Genomic DNA, 20,112 nt, shown 5'->3' on the forward strand with positions numbered 1-20,112 from the left:
CATCCCCCGGCGCCAGGGTTCTTGGATACGAGGCCGACATGTGGTCGGCGTGCGAGAAGAGGGAGTCACCGTGGACACGTACGAGGGACCCGCCCCGATCGTCGTCGGAGTCGAGCACACCGACGCCGGCCGGCTCGCCGTGGTCTGGGCGGCCGACGAGGCGGCCCGGCGCGGCCTGCCGTTGCGCCTGGTGCACGCGCTCGACTGGCCGGCCGGTGCCGACCGCGACCCCGAGGCCAATCCGCACCGGCAGACCTGGAGCGGACGCTTCCGCGACGCGGGACTGCGAGCCCTGGCCGAGGCCGCCGTCCTGGCCTCGGGTCGGCATGCCGAACTCGTCGTGGACAGCGCCCTGGTCGATGGGGAACCCACCACCGTCATGCGCGCGCAGGCAGTCCATGCGGCCATGATCGTCCTCGGCTCGCGCAAACTGTCCTCGGCAACCGAACTGCTCACCACCGGCGGCATCGCGGTACCCGTCACCGCGCACGCCTCCTGCCCGGTCGTGGTCGTACGCGAACCCGAACATGCCACCGCCGATCCGCGCACGATCGTGGTCGGCGTGGACGGCTCGCGGCGCTCCGAACCCGCCGTTGCCTATGCCTTCGACGAGGCCGCGCGCCGCGGAGCCGGCGTCGTCGCCGTACAGGTCCGACAGCCGGCCTCCGGCCTGGTGGCCTCCCTGGCCATGCCGGAGGAGATCAAGGAAGGCCGGATCCGGCTGGCCGAGACGCTCGCCGGCTGGACCGAGAAGTACCCCGACGTGCCCGTGCGCCGCGAGGTCACCGTCGGCCACCCCGTACGGACGTTGGTGAAAGCCGCCGAGCACGCGCTGTGTCTGGTCGTCGGCAGCCGCGGGGTCGGCGGCTTCCGCGGCATGCTCCTGGGCTCGGTCAGCCAGGGCCTGATCCACCACGCCCGCTGCCCGCTGGTCGTCGTAACCACCGTCCCGGAGACGGATTCCTCGGCGCCGAACTGACGGCCGATCCGAATCGCGCATGCAGCCGGAGGGGCAGCCGTCGGCTCCCGCGCATCGGGCCTCCAACGACCCGGTGTCCCAATGCGAGTACACCACCGACAGCATGCGCAACCTCAAGACGGTCGGCATCGTGGCCCGGGGCGCCGTCGTGCTGTCCAAGTCGTTCGACAACGGCATGATCTGCGCCTCCGAACAGGCCGTCGTCCCGCACACCGACATCCACGACGCCGTCCTGTCCGAATTCGCCGCCCCGGGCGCCCACTTGTCCACCGACGACGAGAAGCCCAAGCTGGAGACCTAGTGCCGCGCCCGGCCGCGAACCGCGTGTCGATCCCGCGGCGGTGGGTCGCAGCCCGGTGTGGATCGCCGCCCAGGCGGGATTCGCGGTGTCCGCGGATACGACCGTGATCCTCGCCCACGCCGACCGGGTGGGCCCGCAAGAGCCCCTGACCCGGGAGAAGTTGTGCCCCGTCCCGGCCGTCCTGCGCGCCGACTCGCGCGAGCACGGCTTCGCCCTCGCCGCCGACATGGTCGCCTTCCACGGCATGGGACACGGCGCCGTCGTCCACACCGAGGATGCCGCGGTCGCAGAGGACTACGGGCGCCACATGAAGACGGCCCGCGTCATCGTCAACGCGCCGTCGTCCCGGGGAGCCATCGGCCGCACCAACGCCGTCCTGCTGCCCCACGGGATCCGCTACAACGGGAGCCCGCCCGGCAAGCTCGCCGATGGCCCAAGGACGAGCACTACCGGGCACCCGAACGCTTCGCGGACATCGCCCGCGCCCTCGACCTCCCCACCGCGACACCGGCCGAAGGCATGCAATCCCTGGCCGCCGCCGTCGAGCGACTCAGGGATCGCGTCGGCGTCGAACCGTCGTTCCGGGCCCTGGGCATCGACGAGAAGGCATTCCTGGACGCGCTGCCCCGCCAGGCGCTCAACGCGTACGAGGACCAATGCGCCCCGGCGAACCCGCGCATGGCGATGCTCGACGACATGATCGCCATCATGCGCGACGCCTACTACGGCCCGGCTCCCGCCCCTGCGTCGTGAACAATCCGCGGTGACGTACCCCGTTGCATACAACCGCCGTGCGGGTGTCGGCGACCCGGAACCCGGCGGGCCGCCGCCCCGTCCGGTTCGCCGCACCCGCGGGACGAGCTGCGCCCGACTTCGGATTCGGCCGCCCACTCCAGAGCGTCACACAGGAGTTCGGTGGGTGAGCGGGAGCCGTCACACGGTCCACTCATGTTCATCAGGTGCGCCGCGACCCGGGGCGATGTCTCCGGTGGCACCACGAGAAGTTCCCTGAAGGGGTCGACGAGCGAGAAGAGTTCGACCCGATGGGGGTCCTGCCCGGCCACGAACCCGCCCCAACGCACCACACGGTCGAGCCCGGCGATCCGGAAGGGCCGCGGCACACCGGGCCACAGACTCCGATCGAGCGTCGCGCGCGAATACGAACCCACGCGTTCCATCCCCGTGAACAACGCCGCGAGCTCCTCGACCGTCGCCCGCGAATGTGGCCACCACACGCCGTCCAGTTCGTCGCTCCTGCCGCCGGCATGCGTGAAGAGCGACAGGCGCGCAGGAGGAGCCATGTCGGTCACGCTCACAGTGAACACGGAAATCTGCCCAGCCAAGCCGGCTCAAGCGCCCTGCACGGCACGAGCGTCGGCATCCTCGCGAAATCACACTCGACCTTTTCACCGTAGCCCTGCGCACGAGCGAACGAAACTCGTCAGTCGGCGAGCACCGGGGCACGTCCGCGCCCGGAGGCACCCTCGATGACGTACGGGACACGCCCGACGGTCATCCCGCCATGGGATCGTGATGGATCCGGGTCAGCAGACGCGCCAAGTCGTGGTTGGTGACGATTCCGAGCGGTTTCCGGGCCCGGTCGACAACGATCAGCGCGTCGGCCTCGGTGGCGAGCATGCACGCCACGGCGGTGAGTGCGTCCACCTCCGGGCGAACGACCGACGCGCAACTCCGGACGAGTTCGGCAACCGTGTGTGCGCGGCATCCCAGGTGACGCGGTGTCTGCGGATCGGCGAGGTCACGGTCGCTCAGCACACCCACCACCGCTCCGGTGTCCGGGTCGACGACCGCGAGATGGCGAAGCCCGCGTGCAAGCATCAGCTCTCGCGCCACGCGGGGTGTGTCCGTCAGGGCCACGTGCACGACCGGCGTGCTCATGACGTCGCAGATCCCGGGAACCGCCGCCGGCAGCACCGAACGCCGGCCCCTGGCTGCCGTGTGCGTACTCGCGGAGTTCACATCGCCCTCCGTCGATCCGTCCGCCTGCGATGACCGCTCGGCGGCCCGGGCATCGGCGCCGCCCCGGTGGGGTGAGCGGATGCCCGGTCACTCTTCACTGTCCGGGCCGGCGGCGGCACCCGGGAGGGTCGTTCGGCCCGGATCGGTGGGCCGAACGGCTCCGGCGCTCTGCCGGCATCCGACGCACCATGAGGGTGTAGGTCGATACGGCGTCCGGAGAAGGTGAGGGCGATGGGATTGCTTCCGGCCCTGACGGCGCTGCCCGCGCGGCACGGCGGGCACATGTACGAGGACGACGACGGTTGGGAGTGGGTCTGGGGCTCGATCCTGATGCTGCTCCTGATCCTGGTGATCGTCGCCGCGGTATGGCTGTTGGCGCGAGGCTCCTCGCTCGGCCGCACGGCACCGGGCCCGGACTCGGGCGGCTCGTCGGCGACCGAGGTATTGGCCCAGCGGTATGCCCGGGGAGAGATCGACACCGAGGAGTACCGGGAGCGCCTGGCGGTCCTGACCGCGTGGCCGAACACACCCCGCGAGGGCAAATCCCGCGGTCGAGACAGGCCGGACTCGCCGAGCAGCTGATCGCGAACGGAGCGGGCGCTCGACGTGAGTACTCAGAGGGTGAACGTGTGACTACCCCCGGGCGGGACCCGGACCACGGAGCTCCGGAACCCGATCGGAACCGAGCCCCGCTGACCCGGGCGTAGGCTCACGGTCACCGTTCGGCGAGAGACCGCCACCACCACGCCCCAGTGCCCGCGGTATCGCAACTCGACCTCCAGATGGCCGAGTCGGGCGGGGAGGCAGGGGTCGAGCCACAGCACGTCCCCGCGCGTGTCGAGTCCGGTGTAGCAGCGCTGCAACAGGTCCACCGTCCCGGCCATGGCACCGAGGTGGATTCCTTCCGCGGTGGTGCCTCCCTGCACGTCGAGAACGTCGCCGCCCAGCGCGTCGCGGAAGAAGCGCCAGGATCGCCGGCGATCGGTTCGGGCCAGTACCCAGGCGTGCACCACCGAACTCAGCGTGGATCCGTGCACGGTTCGCGCCTGGTAGTAGTCGACCGTGCGTTGCGCCAGTTCGTGCCCGGCGGGATAGCCGAGGCGGCGCAGCAGGCCACGGATCTCCCGGGCCGGGAAGAGGTAGTAGAGCATCAGGACATCGGCCTGTTTGGATGCCTTGTAGCGGTTGACGCTGTCACCTTCGGCCTCCAGGATGCGGTCGAGGCGCCGGTTGTTCGGGTATCGCCGCCGGTAGTGCTCCCAGTCCAGTTCGGCGAGGCGCTCGTATCCGGCGAACTGGCTCAACACGCCGGCGTGGAAGGGGACGTGGAGGCGACGGGCGACGGTACGCCAGCGATCGAGTTCACCGGTGTCCACGTCGAGCCGCTCGGTCAACTCCTCGCGCCGGTATCCGGGCAGCGCCTTGAGTGCATCGAGTGCGCGGGTGAGTACCCAGGAGGCGAGGACGTTCGTGTACGTGTTGTCGTCGATGCCGGGACGGTCGGCCCACGGGTAGGCGTCGTGGTATTCGTCGGGCCCCATCACGCCGCGGATCCGGTACCGCTCCAGGGTGGGGTCGTAGTGCGCGGTGTCGGCCCAGAAGCGGGCGATCTCCAGCATCATCTCCGCGCCGGCGGTGTTCAGGAAGTCGAGGTCACCGGTGGCCTGGTAGTACTGCCAGGTGTTGTAGGCGACGGCCAGGCCGACGTGCCGTTGCAGGTGTGTGCGGTCCGGGAGCCAACGACCGGACATCGGGTTGAGGTGTGTGCGCGGGGCCTGCTCGGTGCCGTCGCAGGCGCTCTGCCACGGATACATCGCCCCTCGCCGACCGATGTCCAGTGCGGCCTGCCTGGCCGCGTCCAGGCGCCGGTGTCGATAGCGCAGAACGGCGCGGCCGATCTCGGGTGTGCGCAGGTTGAGGGTGCGGAGCACGAACAACTCGTCCCAGAAGATGTGGCCGCGATACCCCTCGCCGTGCCAGCCCCGGGCCGGCATCCCGGCGTCCAACTCCACGGTGTGCTCGGAGTAGGTCTGTGCGGTGTGGAACAGATGCAGGTGCAGGGTGTTCGTCTCCTCGGCCCGGTCGGTGAACTCCGCTTCCGTGCGAAACCGGCGCCACAGTTGTGCCCAGCGCGTCACATGGGCGCGCAGCAGGTCTGCGAAGGGACCCGCCCGCGAAACCATCCGGACGGCGGCGGGCTGCGGATCGTCGACGGCCGGGTCACGCGAGGTGCAGAAGCACACCGTCTTCTCGACCGTCACCGGTTGCCCGGCGACGGCGTCGACGGTGAACACCTGCGCCGGCCGGCCCGTGCGTGTCTCGAATGCGGGCTCGGCCTCGACGCTCGAACCGTCGAGGAGGCTCGAACCGTCGAGGAGGAGGCGGGTGCGCGACGCGACGGTGATCCGGAGCGGGGAGCCGGTGGCGCGCACGGTCAGCCACAGCGTGTCCGTGCCGCAGCCCTGATCGGCCGGGATCAGGTGGCGGCCGACCAGACTCCGGTAGCGGGCGACTCCGGTGTTGGTGACGGTGCCGTCCAGCGCCGAGCGGATGTGCAGCGGGCCGGACCAGTTCTGCGGGGTCAGCACCGTCTCCAGCGCCGCGATGTGCGGGTCGGCCAGGCTCGCGATCCGTCGTTGCACCAGGCGTGTGCGCCGGTCGGCCCCGTCGACGATCAGGGCGTCGCGAACGAGCACACCCCGATGCAGGTCGAGCTCCAGATGCTGGGACACGATCCGCGTCTCGCCGTCCTCGCCGAACCATGCCGACGTGTCGACGGCCCGGAAGGTGAGCGGCAGCCAGTTCGGGCAATTGATCAGGTCCTCGTTCTCCACCCGATGGCCGTCGATCGTCGAGACGGCGCGGTCGTAGCGGCCCGCGAGGTAGGTGCCGGGGTAGTGGACCCCGTCGGCGCAGGCCTCGGGAGCGGCACCCCTGGTCACCAGATAGCCGTTGCCGACCGCGCACAGGGCCTCCCGCCGACCCTCGTCCTCGGGGTCGAAGCCTTGGAAGGCCAGAATCCAGGGGTCCTGCGGCGGTCGGCGGGATCTGCTCATCGGATCGATACCCGTTCTCCCGGGCGGGGTACGACGGCGGTCCAGCCCGGTTCCGCGTCGAGACGGTCCCGCAGCGCCTGCGCGCCTTCCGGCTCGCCGTGCACGGGACAGGTCGCGTTCGGGGGGGCTTGCCTCGCACCCGGTCGAGGATCTCGTCGGCGTCCGTGTGCGCCGACGGATCCGGGATGTCCACCACTTCAGCGCGAAACGGCACATACGTGCCGAATGTCTTCAGGATACGCGCGCCCTCCACCGGATCGCGTGCCCGAGTGCCCCGGGGGGCGAATCCGACGGTCGGGACGGCTCGGTCTTCGTGCCGGGCTCACCGGTCCTCCGGGGGCACCGAGCGGGTGGTCGTCGAGCGGGTGGTCGTCGCCGGCTCAGTGCTCGATACGGCCGCTCCAGCTCGGCTCCACGGCTGCCCAGTCCCGTTCCCAGGCGAGCGCACGGCGGCGGGAAATCAGCAGTTGCTCCAAGCCGAAGGCTCCGGTCGTCACCACGACCGCGCCGGCGAATGCCATCATCCCCGCGGTGAGCTCTTCGGCGAGGATCGCGCCGTGGGTCAGTGGCGGCGTCGCGGGTCGACCGGCGGCATCGAGCCAGATGTGGGTGGTGCCGCCGGCCGACCCGCCGAGGGGGACCTGAGCCGTGCCGGTGCGCGCGACGCCGTCGTCCGCGAACCAGCGCACGCTCGCCGTCACCGTCTCGGCGCCGGGTCTGGCCTGCTGGGGCGGCTTGGTCAGCAGCACGGCGGAAACCCGATGTTCGCGTGCCAGTTGGCGATTGCGCGTCGCCTCGCCGGACGCCGCGCGCGCGTCGACGGCCACCACGATCGCCAACGGCACCAAGAGCAGGGTCAGGATCGTCAGCGCGAGCGTCGCCCGTAGGTGCACGACGTCGCATCGCCGATACATCGGCTCGCGACCGAGCAGTGCCCGCCACCATCGCCGTACCGGTTCGCGCCCTCCCCGCGATCGCGGCTTCGCGCCGTTCATGGCGTGGTGGTGATCGGTATCGGCACGACGGCCACCGGGCAGGACGCGTGGTGGAGCACGGCGTGGGTGGTGGGGCCCAGGCGCATCGGGAAGGGTCCGTGTGCCCGGTGCGCCGCGACCACCAGCAGGTCCGCATGTGCGGAGACGCCGATCAGCGCGGATGCGGGCGTGCCGGTCGTGACGATCGCCTCGATGGTGACGTCCGGTGCCTGGGCCCGGATCGGGTCCAGGATCTCGGTCAGGAGATGGTCGTGGGTTGCCACCATGTCCAACGGGTCGCCGAGCAACGGTGCGACCACGCCCGGAGAGTAGCCGGCCATCGTGAGTGTCCATACATGGACGGGGACCACTCTGCCGCCGATGCGACGGGCCCGTTCCACGGCGAATTCGACCGCGGGCGTGTCGCTGCGATCCGCGACGCCCACGACGACGCTCGGGGTGTCCACGTCGTCGACGGCCTCGGGAACGACCACCACGGGGCAGGTCGTGTGTGCGCACACGCGCAGTGACACCGATCCGAGCAGCAGCCCCGCGAAGCCGCCGTGGCCTCGGGAACCGACCACGATCAGCTCGGCGCGGCGACTCGCCTCCAGGAGCACATCCGCCGCCGGCCCCTCGACCGAGGACGTCTCGACGCTCAGGTGCGGGTGGGCCGCGCGGCTGCGCTCCGCCGCCTGCTCCAGCAGGGCACGGGCGCCCTTGCGGACCTCGTCCGCGTGAGCGCGCCGGCCGAGGACGCCGGTCGGTACGGCCGTCACCAGGTAGAGCGGCGTCTTCGCCTCGGCGGCGGCGCGGGCACCCCAGGCGAGTGCGCGTTCACCGCCGGGCGAGCCGTCGTAGCCGACCAGGACACCGAGGCCGGGAAGGTGGGTTCCGGTGCTCATGAGCTTGTCCAATCGTCGAGTGAAGACGGCTCGGGCGGCGGGGTCGGTACCGCGATGTCGGGTCGATCCCTCACCCTCAGCGTGCGCGCGCCCCGCCGGCGGGCACAGGGCCGCCCGGTACCGGTGCCCCGGGACCTTCGGCCCGGCCCACCACCCCCACCGGCCCTGTGTTCACGGCCGCGGACGTTCCATCGTGGAAACCGGGTGAACCGCGCGATTGCGGATCCCGCACACACAGGAGGCGAGCGCGATGAGGACGAGCAGCGGACCCGCCCCGGGCAGCGGCTCCACCACGCACGCGGACGCGTCGGTGGGTGAGCGGAGCGTGGCCGACGTGATGAGCACGGCGTTGCTCACCGTCGCGGGCGACGAATCCCTGTTGATGGCCTGGGAGCTGATCCAGCGCACCGGGTTCCATCACCTTCCGGTCGTGGACGAGGACGGCCGCTGTGTGGGGTTGCTGGAGCGCAGCGAACTCGCGGTGGCGTGCGCGCTTCCGGCGATCTCGCTCGCCGAGCGCTACGTGGGAGACCTGCTGCCCGGTGGCTCGCAGCCGTACGTGCCGGTCTCCGCCCGACTCGCCGAGGTGGCCGACGTGATGACCGACCACGCGGTCGACGCCCTCGCGGTCACGGACGACAACGACAGCATGGTCGGCCTGGTCACCGCCCGCGATCTGGTCTCGGCACTCGCCGGACGCAAGCCCGCACACGGCCCCACGGACCACGGACCGGTGCTCTTCCGGCTGGAGCCGGTGCTTCCGCCGGCACGTCGCAACCCCTGAGCCGCCCACCCGAACCTTCGCCGCTCGGCGCTTGATCGCTACCAGGACCACACGAAGGAGCTCGACATGGAATCGCTCGGTACCCACTTCGACCGGGAAACGATGCGCGTGTCCCCTCGGCAAGGCATCGCCTCCGCCGACGAGATCACCGAGGACCGGCAGGAGGGCCGGATCGTGGTCGGCCTGGACGGCTCCTACGGGTCCGCACTCGCCCTGCGTTGGGCCGCTCGCGAGGCCGCCGAACTCGGTGTGATCCTGGACGTGGTCGCGGCGTGGACGGAAGCCGACCCCGAGCGCCCGACCCTGGACCGGCCCGACGCCCCGCTGTCGGTGGCACGCGAACGGCTGGAGCGCGCCCTGGGGAGCCTCGTACGGGCCCCCATCCCGCCCGACCGGATCGTGGCCACCCCCGTGCACGGCGCGGCCGGCGAGGTCCTGGTCGCCCGCGCCCGCAACGCCCGCCTGCTCGTCCTGGGCACCAGCGGCATCGAATGCCCCACCATCCCCGGCCCCACCGGCGTGTACTGCCTGCGCCACAGCCCCACCCCGGTGCTCTTCGTCCCCGCACCCCCGGACGCCTGATCCGACACGGCACCGACACCGACACCGCCCGAGCCTGATCACCAGGCTCGGGCGGCGTCACGTTCGGCGGATCCAACGCTCCCGAAGCGGCCTTGCGCCGACGACCGTCGGCCCGGACGACCGTCGACCCGACGGCCCCGCCGCTCGTGGCAGCGGCTCACCTCCGGCCCGAGCCCGGACGCAGCCGGCGGCCGGTCACCCGGCCGGGGCGGACGCGGAACCACAGTTCGCCACGATCGGCCGGCCAGGCGCCGACCCCCGCCTCGGTGAGCCCGGCGATCTCGACGGGGTCGGTGACGGGCTCGGCCACGCCGATCACCAACACGCTCCAGCCCAGCCGGGCGTAGCGGTCCACGTCGTCCACCTCGAAGGCCACCGGTCCCCGGAGGTCGGCGAGCGGGGAGCCCGGTCGGGTGGTGAAGAAGATGTCCCGGCCGTGCGACGTGTAGTTGACGGGAAGTACCCACGGCACATGGTCCGTCCCGCCGGCGAGGCGGCCGACCTCATGGGTGGCGAGGCGGGCGTGGCACTCCCGCTCGCTCATCGGGATCAGGCTGCGCGTGTCGGAGGAACCGGGTTCCTCCCGACCGGCTGCCGGCGTGCCGGACATGAGCGCGGTGACACCGGTCTCCAGCGCCACCGCCAGGGCGCCCAGGGCGGCCCGGGACAACGGGGCGTCACCGGCCTCGAGTTCCACCAACCACTTCAGGGGCAGTCCCGCCCGGGCGCAGACTTCCGCCCGGGTCAGGCCCAGTTGCTCGCGTCGACGGCGGATGGTGCGCGGTATGTCGACCATGTCGGGAAGGCGGGTGCCTGCCGTCTCGTTGTCCATCGGATCCTCCTTCGTCGACGGCGCCGTGGCGTCGCTTCGCACGGTCATCGGTGCTGCTCAGTCCGGGTTCGGTTGCGGGCGCGCGGGCTCGCCGGGATTGCCGTCGCGGGCCGCGATCGTGGCCCGGGCGGCCTCCAGGCGGGCGCCGGGGAGGCGGTAGGGCGAGCAGGAGACGTAGTCGACGCCGCACTCGTGGAAGAAGTGGATCGAGTCGGGGTCGCCGGCGTGTTCTCCGCAAACGCCGATGCGCGGTTCGGCCGCTCCGCACACGCACACCTCGCCCATGCCGCGGGCGACCACCGCCGCGTGGCTGGTCTTGCCGCCGCGGCCGGTGGGCACGGCCTCCGCGGCGATCATGCCGGGCAGGTCGTCGGGGCTGGTCTCGTGGCGGACCAGGACCACGTGCTCGCCGGCCTCGGCACGGCGGACCGCCTCGGCGACGTCGAAGACGACGGCGCCGCCCGCCGCTCCGGACGAGGCCGGTACGCCCTGCGCCGGGACCGGGGTGTCGGGGTCCGCGTCGGGATCCTCCTCGGATCTCGTGGAACGTGGCTGGGACAGGGCGGTTCAGCGGCGGAAGAGGGCGACCTTGAGCGCGCCGGTCTCCGCCGCGCGGGAGAAGGTGTCGTAGGCGGCGAGCATCTCGTCGAGGCCGAACCGGTGGGTGATCATCCCGTCGGTGCCGAGTCGGCCCTCGGCGAGCAGGTCCAGGAGCAGCGGTGTGCTGGTGGTGTCGACCAGGCCGGTGGTGATGGTGAGGTTGCGGATCCACAGGTCTTCGAGGTGCAGGGTGGCCGGTTTGCCGTGTACGCCGACGTTCGCGACGTGTCCGCCGGGGCGAACCAGGCGGGTGCACAGTTCGAAGGACTCGGGCACGCCGACGGCCTCGATGGCCACGTGCGCGGCCCGGCCGTCCATGGTGAGCGAACCCAGAGCCTCGGCAGTGGCCTCGGGGAGGTCGAGGACGACGTCGGCGCCGAAGCCCTTGGCGGCGTCGCGGCGCGCGGGCGATGGGTCCACGGCGACGACGCGCGAGGGGCCGAAGAGGCGGGCGGTCGTGATGGCGGCCAGTCCGATGGGCCCGGCTCCCACGACGACCACCGTGTCGCCGGGGCGCACGTGTCCGTTGCGGACGCCGACCTCGTAGGAGGTGGGCAGGATGTCGGCGAGCATCAGGGCCTCCTCGTCGCCGACCATCTCCGGAAGCTTGTACAGGGAGGTGTCCGCGAAGGGCACCCGGACGTATTCGGCCTGGGTGCCGTCGATGAGGTGGCCCAGCACCCAGCCACCGCCGCCGGAGCACTGTCCGTAGGCACCGGTGCGGCAGTTGCGGCAGCGCCCGCACGAGGAGATGCACGAGATGAGCACGCGGTCGCCGGGGGTGAAGTCGCGTACGCCAGCGCCGACTTCGGTGACCGTGCCGACGGCCTCGTGGCCGAGGACCCGGCCCGGTTCCACCTCGGGCACGTCGCCCTTGAGGATGTGCAGGTCGGTGCCGCAGATGGTGACGGCGTCCACGCGGATCACCGCGTCCTGGGGGTCCCGGACGGTGGGGGTGGGCACGTCCTCCCAGCGATGCTGTCCGGCGCCGTGGTAGGTCAGGGCCTTCATGGCGTCCGCCTTTCCGAAGGTGAGCGGTAACGCTTTCCGTCTTCAGGGTCACGCTGTCCGCACGGTCGCCATAGGGCCGAGCGGCCCGGTCGAAGGGGCCGACCGACACCAGGCGTCCCGGGGGCGACCGTCAAGGCGGGCCTGGGGCCCTTCTCCCGGACCGCGCGGCACACGTCGACCCCGCTGCCGTCCGGCAACCGCCCGTCCAAAACCGCGACGTCGGGGCACGGCGCGGGTGGGCACCGGGCCGTTCGGCCCGGTGGGGCGGGCAACGCGGCCCTGTCCCGGTTCCCGGATCGGCGACAGGCTCGTGGTGTCCGGCCGAACACGTCGTCGTCGACACCTTCGGCGCGAGGCGCCGCATATCGACCAGGGGGTTCGCATGTTGCACCGCAGGATCGAGGACGTCATGACCCGTGACGTCGCCACCGTCGGCCCCGACACCGAGTTCCGGGACATCGTCACCGCGCTGGACGCCCGACGCATCAGCGCCCTGCCGGTCGTCGACGACGAACGGCGCATCCTGGGCATCGTCTCGGAGGCGGACCTGCTCCGCGCCCAGGTGGAGAAGGCCGAGGACGCCCACCGCGTGCCGGGCCTGCGCCGACTCGCGAACCGACACACCAAGGACGAGGGCCACACCGCGCGCGAACTGATGACCACCCCCGTGGTGAGTGTGGAACCCACCTCCGGCACACTCCGCGGCGCTCGTCTGATGGACCGCCACCACGTCAAGCGCCTCCCGGTGGTCGACACCGACGGTCGCCTGGTCGGCATCGTCAGCCGCTGCGACCTGCTGCGCACCTTCCTGCGCCCCGACGAGGACATCCGCACCGAGATCGAGCACGACGTCCTGCGCGAGGCGCTGTGGCTGGAGCCCGGCACGATCGAGGTGCACGTGCGCGACGCCGTGGTGCGGTTGTCCGGGACGGTCGACAACCGCAGCCTCATCGACATCGTGGTGCGGCTGTGCCGCGCCGTCGACGGCGTCGAGAACGTGACGCACACCCTGACCTTCGACTTCGACGACAGCCACATCAGGCCCGGCCCGGCGCACTTCGGTCGCCGCTCGCCCGGCCGCTGAGGAGGACACCGTGTTCCACGTCTCCGGCCGCATCGGCCGCATTCCCAAGGAACACCTGGACCGTCTGCTGGCCTTCGGCCGACCGGTCACCTTCGAGTCGGGCACCCGCATGTTCGAGGAGGACCAACCGGCGCGCACCTTCTGGCTCCTCGAAGGCGGCGCCGTGTGCCTGGACGTGCACGTCCCCGGCGGCCACGCGGCGACCGTGGAGACGCTGGGCGCAGGTGAACTCGTCGGATGGAGCTGGCTGTTCCCGCCCTACCGATGGCACCTGGGCGGCCGAGCCGTCGGTGCCGTCCGGGCCGTCGAGTTCGACGCGAGCGCGGTGCGGGCCGAATGCGAACGCGACCCCGACTTCGGACGAGCGATCACCCTCGCATGCGCACAGGTGATCGCCGGCCGACTCCAGGCAAGCCGACTGCGACTGCTGGACCTGTACGGACCACACGGTTCGGCACACCACGACTCCACGCAAGGCTGAGAACCGCAGGCTCCGGAACCCATCGGTGTCCGGGGCCTGCGGCCTGCTCGGGAGGGCGCGGCCCGAATCGTGCTCGATCCACCGGGCCCGGCGGCCCTCGGTGTGCGTGCGGTGTCCCGGTCACGCCCACGCGCGCCGTGGTGGCGCCGAGCTTGTGGAAGGGCAGCACATCGACACGTTCGACATTGCCCAACCCCGCGGCGAAGGAGGCCAGTTCGTCGATCATCGCGGCGTCCTCGGTCAGTTCCGGTACCGGTGATGGACGAGAGGCCCCACACGTTGAACCACCGATGTCCCCGGGCCGACGGCGGCCCTGGGGACATCGGTGTGTGCGTTGCGCAACCGCCGGTCTCAGGTCTGGTGTCGTTCGTTGCCCTGGTGCAACTCGGTCACGTACACCGCCGCCTGGACCCGGCGTTCGAGGCCGAGCTTGTTCAGTACCGCCGAGACGTAGTTCTTGACCGTCTTCTCCGCCAGGCCCAGGCTTTCGGCGATCTCGCGATTGGCCGTCCCTGGGCGATGTGGTCCAGGACCTGTTGTTCGCGCTCGCTGAGCCCGGTCGGGCCCGGTTGCGCCGCCGGTCCGTTACGCACCCGTTCCAGAACGCGCGTGGTCATCGCGGGGTCGAGCAGCGACTGTCCGGCGGCGACCGTGCGCACGGCGGCGATCAGGTCCCGACCGCGGATCTGCTCGAGCACACAGGGGCGTTCCCGAGCCCATCCGGACGCCCCAGCCGAGTCCGCTTGTCGGGAGCGGCGCCCGAGCGACCCAGGCGGACGTGGTGCGCCAACAGTAGGTGACTCCGCCTACGACGATGCGCCGAAGTCCCTCGGTCGTCATGCGTGCGACGTTCGCGTCGAGGCGGGACGGCCGGGCCGGCGCATCCGGGAGGACCGGTACCGGCGGGTCCGACTCCACCTGCGGGTCCCTCGATGCCGACGACGAGGGTCCCTCACTCCGTTCACCGTCTCGAAGTCGATCTACTGTCTTGCCCGGCACCGCTTCGCGGAAATCGATCATGCGACGGATCACTGCCCTGCGGACCGACGATCACGTCCTGCGTCGGGCGATCGGCGGGACGCGGCACGCGACGAGTAAGGATGAAATCCATGAAGGCAGGACCCTCCCGTCCTCGAAGAATGACGGTGACGGTTGTGGTGACGGCCGTGGCGTCGGCTCTCGTCGTCACAGGGTGCAGCGGCGACGGCGATTCGGGCGCGAGTAAGGGCGCGGATTCGCCGCTCAGCCGGTCGGCTGCGGCGGGCAGCACTCCGGCGGACAACGCTCCGGCGGGTACCGCCGCAGGGAAGCCGGTCGACCCGAACGCCGAGCTCGCCGAAATCAGGGGCGCCGGAGGGGCTGTGTTGGTCGTCAAACAGGTGCTGCGGGACTCCGGCGGGTTCGTCACGGTCCAGGGCGTGCTCACCAACAAGGGCCCCAGTGCCCTGAACCCCGCCGCGTGGTCCGGCACCGAGACCGTCATCCAGAACCGAAATCTCAACTCGGTGGGCGGAGCGACCCTGGTCGACAAAGCCGGCAGGAAGCGCTACTACATCCTGCGCGATACCGACGGACAGTGCTTGTGCACCAACAAGCTCACCGCACTGACGCCGGGGGAATCGATCCCCGTCTTCATGCAGTTCCCGGCACCTCCGGCCGCAACGACCGAGGTCGACTTCACGCTGCCGAACTTCGCCACCGCCTCACTGAGGATCTCCGGATGAGGATGTCGATGACTCGCCTGCGGATTCCGCGTGGTGCCTCGTTCATTGCGGGCCGTACCACCGCCGGCCTTGCGCTCGTGGCCGGCACGTCGCTCCTCGGCGCCGGCATCGCCGTCGCCGTCGATGTCCCGACCCCGCCGCCGGGCACAACGATATCGACCGTGCCGCCCGTCCGGATCGACGCGGCCGACCCCGATCTGAAACTGAGCGCAGGGGCAACCCTTGTACCCGGCCGAGTCCTTGACATCGGTCGGATCGTCGAGGACGAAGGCGGTGAAGAGCGCCGCCAGGAGACCAACACCGATGTCCGGGTCGCGCTTCAAGCCGAGGTACTGTTCGGCAAGGACAGTGCCGTGCTGAGCGACACGGCCAAGACGCGAATCACCGCCCTGGCCGAAGAGATCAGGAAGTCGAATCCCGCCAAGGTGACCGTACTCGGCTACACCGACAACCTCGGCTCGTCCGCGCACGGAGACGTGCTGTCGCGACAGCGCGCCGACGCGGTGCACGCGGTTCTGGTCGGGGTCCTGGGCTCGGCCGTGTCCTTCGATGTTCGCGGATTGGGTGAAAGGGACCCCGTTGCCGACAACGGCACCGAGGAAGGCCGGAAGAAGAATCGCCGCGTGGAAATCGTCCACCCGCGCGGATGACCCGTCAGCCGCCGTTGCGGCGCAGCGTGTGCGGGGGAATTCCCACCGCGTCGAGAGTGAAGCTGTAACCCCTGCATGCCGAAGCGGGGCCGGCCGCGGCCGAGGATCGATATACCGGCACGTGAAGTCCGCCGGCCCTGTCCCGGTTGTTTCGACGCTGTCCGGGACACGACCGAGGCAGTGCCTCCGACCAGGGGAAATGGCCCCGGAACGGGCGGGTGTTGTCCGGGACGGCGATCCGGCCTTGTCGTAGGCCGAGGGTCCCCACGAGGCTGAGAGAGCCGACAGGCAGACACCTCGACTCGCAACTGGAGGAGCGCCATGCGCCTTCGTCCCTTACTGACCACAACGCTGCTCGGCGCCGTTGTGACGGCCACGGCCGTCGTACCGGCACAGGCGGCTTCGGACCGGCCGGACCTCGCTCCGTTCGCCCCGGGCGAGAAATGCGCCACCCTGTACGCCCCGAACGGCACCGGCTCCATCGAGATCTGCTGGACCTGGACCAAGCACGCCCAGGGTGTCGGCTTCTACGGCTCCTACTGGGGCAAGTACCACGACGGCAGGCGCGACCAAAAGCACTTGATCCTGCAGGCCAAATCGACCAGTTGGAACTGGGGGCCGGTGGACGCCGCGACCCAGGGCGACAACGCCCACGGGGAGCCCTTCAACAAGGACTACCAACACCTGAGCGGACTCACCTTCCGAGCCTGCATCAGCGGCGGCGGTTGCGGCTCGGCCCCCTGAGGCACCACCGGAACCCCGGACGCCCCGTCGCCGCGTCCCCCATGTGAATCCCGGGACCGGGCCCGGTTCGCGAGCCCGGCTCGGACAGCCGACTCCTCGACGGTCCAGGGAAGTTGATGAGGTCACGGGCGGATGGGTCGGCGCGCGACGTGTCTGACGGCCTGACGAGCGGGCACGCACGCCACCCGATGTCGGGCGTTGGAGGCGTGCAAAGGTTCGGTCGGTTCTTCGTCCGGGACGACGAGACCGGGGTTTCCGGCCCTGCCCAGCGTGATCGACCACTGGCGTATCCGCCGCCCTTCGAGGACGTGCCCCGTCCATGGCACGATCCACGGGACCGCCAACACCCCACCGCACGACCCGTCCGCAGCCGCGCTCACCGCCGCGGGATGGAAGAAGCCGGACGGGCACTGGGCCAGGAACGGCAAACGGCTTTCGGTCACGATGCCCTACCCCACCGCGTTCGGGAACCAGGTCTCGGCCGCCGTCGAACTCGCGGCCAAGCAGTGGAACCGAACCACCCGGGGCTACAGGAACCGTCTGATGGGGAGGACCGCCGTCTCCCGCAGGCGCTGCCCGGCGGGCCGACGCTGCCAGCGGGCCGGGTCGATGGTGACGCTGCGTTGGAGGTCCGCGTCGTAGTCCCGGTCCAGTTCCGCGGTGAAGGTCTCGTCCAGGACGGCGAGCATGACTTCCTCGTCGTGGTCCATGGAGCGGCGGTTGAAGTTGGTCGAGCCGATCAGCGACGCCACCCCGTCCACGGTCATGATCTTGGCGTGCATCATGGTCGGCTGGTATTCGCGGATGGACACGCCCGCTTCGAGGAGTCGGCTGTAGTGGTGCCGGCCGGCGAGTTGGCAGGCACGTTGGTCGGTGTGCGGGCCGGGGAGCAGGATTTCCACCGTGACGCCGCGGCGGGCGGTGGCGCACAGCAGGTCGACGAAGTAGGTGTCCGGGGCGAAGTAGGCGGTGGCCAGGCGGAAACGTTGCTCGGCGGAGGTGAGCATGACGCGGATGAGGGTCTGCATGTCCTGCCATCCGACGCCGGCCGAGCCGCGTACGACCTGGACGATCGAGGTCCCGACCTGGTCGTGTCCGGTGAAGCGGTCACGGTCGTCGAAGAGTTCGTCGTGGCATTCGGCCCAGTTCTGTGCGAACGCGGCGGCGATCCCGTCCACGGCCGGGCCGCGGACCTTGACGTGGGTGTCGCGCCACTCGTCGGGGTTGCGGGCGTCACCGCACCATTCCTGGGCGATGCCGACGCCGCCGGTGAAGGCGGTGTGCTCGTCGACGACGAGGGCCTTGCGGTGGCAGCGGTGGTTCTGTTTGAAGGGCGACAGCCACAACGGTTTGCGGAACCAGGCCACTTGGACGCCGGCGTCGTCCATGACGTCGAGGAGGTCTCGCTCGATCTCCTTGGCGCCGAAGCCGTCGAGGAGCAGTCTCACTCGCACGCCGGCCCTGGCCCGGTCGGCGAGCGCGGCGGCGAAGTCGCGGGCGATCCGACCCCGCCAGTACACGAAGGTCATCATGTCGATGGTGTGCTCGGCGCCGCGTATCGCGTCGAGCATGGCGGGGAAGATCGCATCACCGTTGCGCAACGGTACGAGCTCGTTGCCTTCGGTGGCCGCCATGCCCAGCAGGCGCTCCAGCCGCCGACGCAGGCGCTGCTTGCGGGCCGGTACATCGCCCCGGGCCGTCGCGTCGGTGCCGTCGGCGTGTTCGGTGTTCTCCCGAGTGCTCATGCGGCACCTTCCGACGGTTGGGATGGCGAGCGCTTCGGTCATCCGCGGACAGATCAGCAGCGGGGCGGTGGTGCCCGGGTTCATCGGAACGACTCGGCCGATGCGGTGCGTGGGAGGGTCCGCCACACGCGGTCGCGATCGAGGCGACGCGGTCGTGCCCCGGGGCCACGTTCCTCGATCGGGTTCAGTCGGCGAGGAGTCGGGTGCGCAGTCCGGTCAGGGTGCGGGCCAGGAGGCGGGAGACGTGCATCTGGGAGATGCCCAGGCGCTCGCCGATCTGGGACTGGGTCAGGTCCTGGCCGAAGCGCATGGACAGGATGTCGCGCTCGCGCTGCGGCAGGGCGGCGATCAGCGGCTTGAGGGCGTGCAGGTTCTCGGCGAGGTCGTATCCGGGGTCGACGAACGAGGCGCGCGAGGCGTGGACCTCGGTGGGGCCGTCGTCCGTGGCCGGGGCGTCGAGGGAGGCGGCCGTGTAGCCCGCGGCGGCGGCGAGGCCTTCGACGACTTCCTCGACGCCGATGCCGAGCCGGTGGGCGAGTTCGGCCGACGTGGGTTCGCGGTCGTGTTCGGCGGCGAACGCGTCGCGGGCCCTGGCCAGTTCCAGGCGCAGTTCCTGCAGGCGGCGCGGGACGTGCACGGCCCAGGAGGTGTCGCGGAAGAAGCGCTTGATCTCGCCGGAGATGGTGGGGACGGCGAAGGTGGGGAACTCGACGTCGTAGGAGGGGTCGAAGCGATCGATGGCCTTGATCAGGCCGATCGTGCCGACCTGGACCATCTCCTCCATGGTCTCCGGGCGAGAGCGGAAGCGTCCGGCGACGAAGCGGACCAGGGGGATGTTGAGTTCGATCAGGGTGTTGCGCACGTACTGGTACTCGTGCGTGCCCTCCTCCAGCACCCGCAGCCGCTCGAACAGCACCTTCGACATCGCCCGCGCGTCGGCCGCCGAAGCACCGCCCGGGTCGTCGACGATCGGCAGATCGGCGAACGCGCTGCCCTCGGCGGCGGTCGCGGTCGCGTCGGGGGCCGGGAAGGCGGTCGCGGCGGTGCGGTTCATGTCGGCGTCCTCCTGCTTTCGGGCCGGCTGTGGGCCGCAGCATTGTGCCCCATGCCGCGGGACGTACACCCGTTCGGGGTCGGATTCCCCGCCTCCGGCAGTGACGCGTACCTCGTCCCGTCGGGGTCGACATCCGGTGCGGCGTGCACGGCACCGAGCGCCGATCACTCGATCGGTGACGTCGGGGCGCGGGCCGCCGGGCAGGTGTGCGGTCACGACGGCGTCGGCCTCCGGAAAAGATCACCGATGGTGCACGAACGGGCAGTTCACGGCCCCTGCGGTGGCTTCGTGGGCTTCTGCTCCGATCCCGCGCTCGTGGACCGTCGGGACGAGGACGCGAGCGGGTCGTTCCGTGCCCGGGCCCGTCTGTCGAGGTCGGCCCTGAACATCGTCGCCCGTGTACCCACGTGCCTGTGAGGAAGATCATGCCTCGACGTCGTCGTTGTCTCGTCCGGCGGCGGGTGCCACGACGGACCGGCGCTGTCGCCCGGGCCCGCGCAGGCCACCCGGTCGCCGGGTCCGAACTGCTCGTCGTACAAATCGACCGACAGGCCCATGTCCGTGCCCATGAGTGCGAAGTTCAAGGGTGGCCACACATCGGCCGTCGCGGATCACGATCTCGCCCG

At 70.9% G+C, this 20,112-nt stretch carries 20 protein-coding genes and 3 pseudogenes; 10 read left to right on the plus strand and 13 right to left on the minus strand.

Features of this window, described 5'->3' with window-relative positions; translation table 11 throughout:
* Positions 1 to 70 precede the first annotated feature (70 nt).
* A complete protein-coding gene (locus ACFZBU_RS40765; RefSeq protein WP_391588835.1) occupies positions 71 to 979 on the plus strand; it encodes a universal stress protein in 909 nt (302 codons plus the stop codon).
* 145 nt (positions 980 to 1,124) lie between these two features.
* A pseudogene (locus ACFZBU_RS40770) lies at positions 1,125 to 2,033 on the plus strand (iron-containing alcohol dehydrogenase); the annotation flags it as partial.
* On the opposite strand, the gene ACFZBU_RS40775 reads toward ACFZBU_RS40770, so the two are convergent.
* Complete coding sequence (locus tag ACFZBU_RS40775) at positions 2,003 to 2,581, minus strand: DUF5994 family protein (protein WP_391588836.1); 579 nt, start codon at positions 2,579 to 2,581, stop codon at positions 2,003 to 2,005. The pseudogene ACFZBU_RS40770 and the gene ACFZBU_RS40775 overlap by 31 nt on opposite strands.
* Positions 2,582 to 2,792: 211 nt before the next feature.
* Positions 2,793 to 3,179, minus strand: coding sequence for an HPP family protein (locus ACFZBU_RS40780; RefSeq protein WP_391588837.1), 387 nt, complete (start codon positions 3,177 to 3,179; stop codon positions 2,793 to 2,795).
* A 312-nt stretch (positions 3,180 to 3,491) separates the two neighbouring features.
* Here ACFZBU_RS40780 and ACFZBU_RS40785 point away from each other — a divergent pair, with 312 nt between their 5' ends.
* Entirely contained in the window at positions 3,492 to 3,842 is a 351-nt protein-coding gene (locus tag ACFZBU_RS40785) for an SHOCT domain-containing protein (protein WP_391588838.1), read from the plus strand.
* Positions 3,843 to 3,874: 32 nt separating this feature from the next.
* Here the strand turns inward: ACFZBU_RS40785 and ACFZBU_RS40790 are convergent, their stop codons facing one another.
* The 4 genes from ACFZBU_RS40790 to ACFZBU_RS40805 form a co-directional block, all read right to left on the minus strand.
* Positions 3,875 to 6,316 (minus strand): glycoside hydrolase family 65 protein, encoded by a 2,442-nt coding sequence (locus tag ACFZBU_RS40790; RefSeq protein ID WP_391588839.1) that lies wholly within the window; start codon positions 6,314 to 6,316, stop codon positions 3,875 to 3,877.
* The gene (locus ACFZBU_RS40795) at positions 6,313 to 6,420 is read right to left on the minus strand and encodes a hypothetical protein (RefSeq protein ID WP_391588840.1); all 108 of its coding nucleotides are present in this window, start codon (positions 6,418 to 6,420) and stop codon (positions 6,313 to 6,315) included. Before ACFZBU_RS40795 ends, ACFZBU_RS40790 begins: the two co-directional genes overlap by 4 nt.
* A gap of 276 nt (positions 6,421 to 6,696) precedes the next feature.
* Complete coding sequence (locus ACFZBU_RS40800) at positions 6,697 to 7,311, minus strand: hypothetical protein (RefSeq protein WP_391588841.1); 615 nt, start codon at positions 7,309 to 7,311, stop codon at positions 6,697 to 6,699.
* Positions 7,308 to 8,195 (minus strand): universal stress protein, encoded by an 888-nt coding sequence (locus ACFZBU_RS40805; RefSeq protein ID WP_391588842.1) that lies wholly within the window; start codon positions 8,193 to 8,195, stop codon positions 7,308 to 7,310. The genes ACFZBU_RS40800 and ACFZBU_RS40805 overlap by 4 nt, the downstream gene beginning before the upstream one ends.
* Positions 8,196 to 8,445: 250 nt before the next feature.
* Between ACFZBU_RS40805 and ACFZBU_RS40810 the strand changes: the two genes are divergently transcribed.
* Both ACFZBU_RS40810 and ACFZBU_RS40815 read left to right on the plus strand, forming a co-directional pair.
* Positions 8,446 to 8,979, plus strand: a complete 534-nt coding sequence (locus tag ACFZBU_RS40810) for an HPP family protein (RefSeq protein ID WP_391588843.1) — start codon at positions 8,446 to 8,448, stop codon at positions 8,977 to 8,979.
* Positions 8,980 to 9,045: 66 nt separating this feature from the next.
* Positions 9,046 to 9,561 carry a universal stress protein gene (locus tag ACFZBU_RS40815; protein WP_391588844.1) on the plus strand — a complete coding sequence of 172 codons (516 nt, stop codon included), beginning with the start codon at positions 9,046 to 9,048 and terminating at the stop codon, positions 9,559 to 9,561.
* Between the two features lie 157 nt (positions 9,562 to 9,718).
* Here the strand turns inward: ACFZBU_RS40815 and ACFZBU_RS40820 are convergent, their stop codons facing one another.
* The 4 genes and pseudogenes from ACFZBU_RS40820 to ACFZBU_RS40835 form a co-directional block, all read right to left on the minus strand.
* Positions 9,719 to 10,393 (minus strand): pyridoxamine 5'-phosphate oxidase family protein, encoded by a 675-nt coding sequence (locus ACFZBU_RS40820; RefSeq protein WP_391588845.1) that lies wholly within the window; start codon positions 10,391 to 10,393, stop codon positions 9,719 to 9,721.
* Between the two features lie 57 nt (positions 10,394 to 10,450).
* Positions 10,451 to 10,888: pseudogene (locus ACFZBU_RS40825) on the minus strand (PEP-utilizing enzyme); the annotation flags it as partial.
* A 72-nt stretch (positions 10,889 to 10,960) separates the two neighbouring features.
* Positions 10,961 to 12,004, minus strand: a complete 1,044-nt coding sequence (locus ACFZBU_RS40830) for a zinc-dependent alcohol dehydrogenase family protein (RefSeq protein WP_391588846.1) — start codon at positions 12,002 to 12,004, stop codon at positions 10,961 to 10,963.
* A gap of 149 nt (positions 12,005 to 12,153) precedes the next feature.
* Positions 12,154 to 12,240: pseudogene (locus ACFZBU_RS40835) on the minus strand (DNA-binding response regulator); the annotation flags it as partial.
* A gap of 146 nt (positions 12,241 to 12,386) precedes the next feature.
* Between ACFZBU_RS40835 and ACFZBU_RS40840 the strand changes: the two are divergent.
* Positions 12,387 to 13,088, plus strand: coding sequence for a CBS domain-containing protein (locus tag ACFZBU_RS40840; RefSeq protein WP_391588847.1), 702 nt, complete (start codon positions 12,387 to 12,389; stop codon positions 13,086 to 13,088).
* A gap of 10 nt (positions 13,089 to 13,098) precedes the next feature.
* The gene (locus ACFZBU_RS40845; RefSeq protein WP_391588848.1) at positions 13,099 to 13,569 is read left to right on the plus strand and encodes a Crp/Fnr family transcriptional regulator; all 471 of its coding nucleotides are present in this window, start codon (positions 13,099 to 13,101) and stop codon (positions 13,567 to 13,569) included.
* Between the two features lie 351 nt (positions 13,570 to 13,920).
* Here ACFZBU_RS40845 and ACFZBU_RS40850 read toward each other — a convergent pair whose 3' ends face one another.
* Positions 13,921 to 14,064 (minus strand): LuxR C-terminal-related transcriptional regulator, encoded by a 144-nt coding sequence (locus ACFZBU_RS40850; RefSeq protein ID WP_391588947.1) that lies wholly within the window; start codon positions 14,062 to 14,064, stop codon positions 13,921 to 13,923.
* 866 nt (positions 14,065 to 14,930) lie between these two features.
* Between ACFZBU_RS40850 and ACFZBU_RS40855 the strand changes: the two genes are divergently transcribed.
* The 3 genes from ACFZBU_RS40855 to ACFZBU_RS40865 all read left to right on the plus strand — a co-directional run bounded on the left by ACFZBU_RS40855 (position 14,931) and on the right by ACFZBU_RS40865 (position 16,687).
* Positions 14,931 to 15,293 (plus strand): hypothetical protein, encoded by a 363-nt coding sequence (locus ACFZBU_RS40855; protein WP_391588849.1) that lies wholly within the window; start codon positions 14,931 to 14,933, stop codon positions 15,291 to 15,293.
* Positions 15,290 to 15,943, plus strand: coding sequence for an OmpA family protein (locus tag ACFZBU_RS40860; RefSeq protein WP_391588850.1), 654 nt, complete (start codon positions 15,290 to 15,292; stop codon positions 15,941 to 15,943). The genes ACFZBU_RS40855 and ACFZBU_RS40860 overlap by 4 nt, the downstream gene beginning before the upstream one ends.
* Positions 15,944 to 16,264: 321 nt before the next feature.
* Entirely contained in the window at positions 16,265 to 16,687 is a 423-nt protein-coding gene (locus ACFZBU_RS40865) for a hypothetical protein (protein WP_391588851.1), read from the plus strand.
* Between the two features lie 527 nt (positions 16,688 to 17,214).
* Here the strand turns inward: ACFZBU_RS40865 and ACFZBU_RS40870 are convergent.
* Positions 17,215 to 18,432: a phosphatidylserine/phosphatidylglycerophosphate/cardiolipin synthase family protein gene (locus ACFZBU_RS40870; RefSeq protein WP_391588852.1), complete on the minus strand. Its 1,218-nt coding sequence runs from the start codon at positions 18,430 to 18,432 to the stop codon at positions 17,215 to 17,217.
* A gap of 184 nt (positions 18,433 to 18,616) precedes the next feature.
* Positions 18,617 to 19,486: a SigB/SigF/SigG family RNA polymerase sigma factor gene (locus tag ACFZBU_RS40875; RefSeq protein WP_391588853.1), complete on the minus strand. Its 870-nt coding sequence runs from the start codon at positions 19,484 to 19,486 to the stop codon at positions 18,617 to 18,619.
* Between the last annotated feature and the right edge of the window lie 626 nt (positions 19,487 to 20,112).

Origin of the sequence: Embleya sp. NPDC008237 (assembly GCF_042956465.1) — a bacterium.
Taxonomy (GTDB): Bacteria; Actinomycetota; Actinomycetes; order Streptomycetales; family Streptomycetaceae; genus Embleya.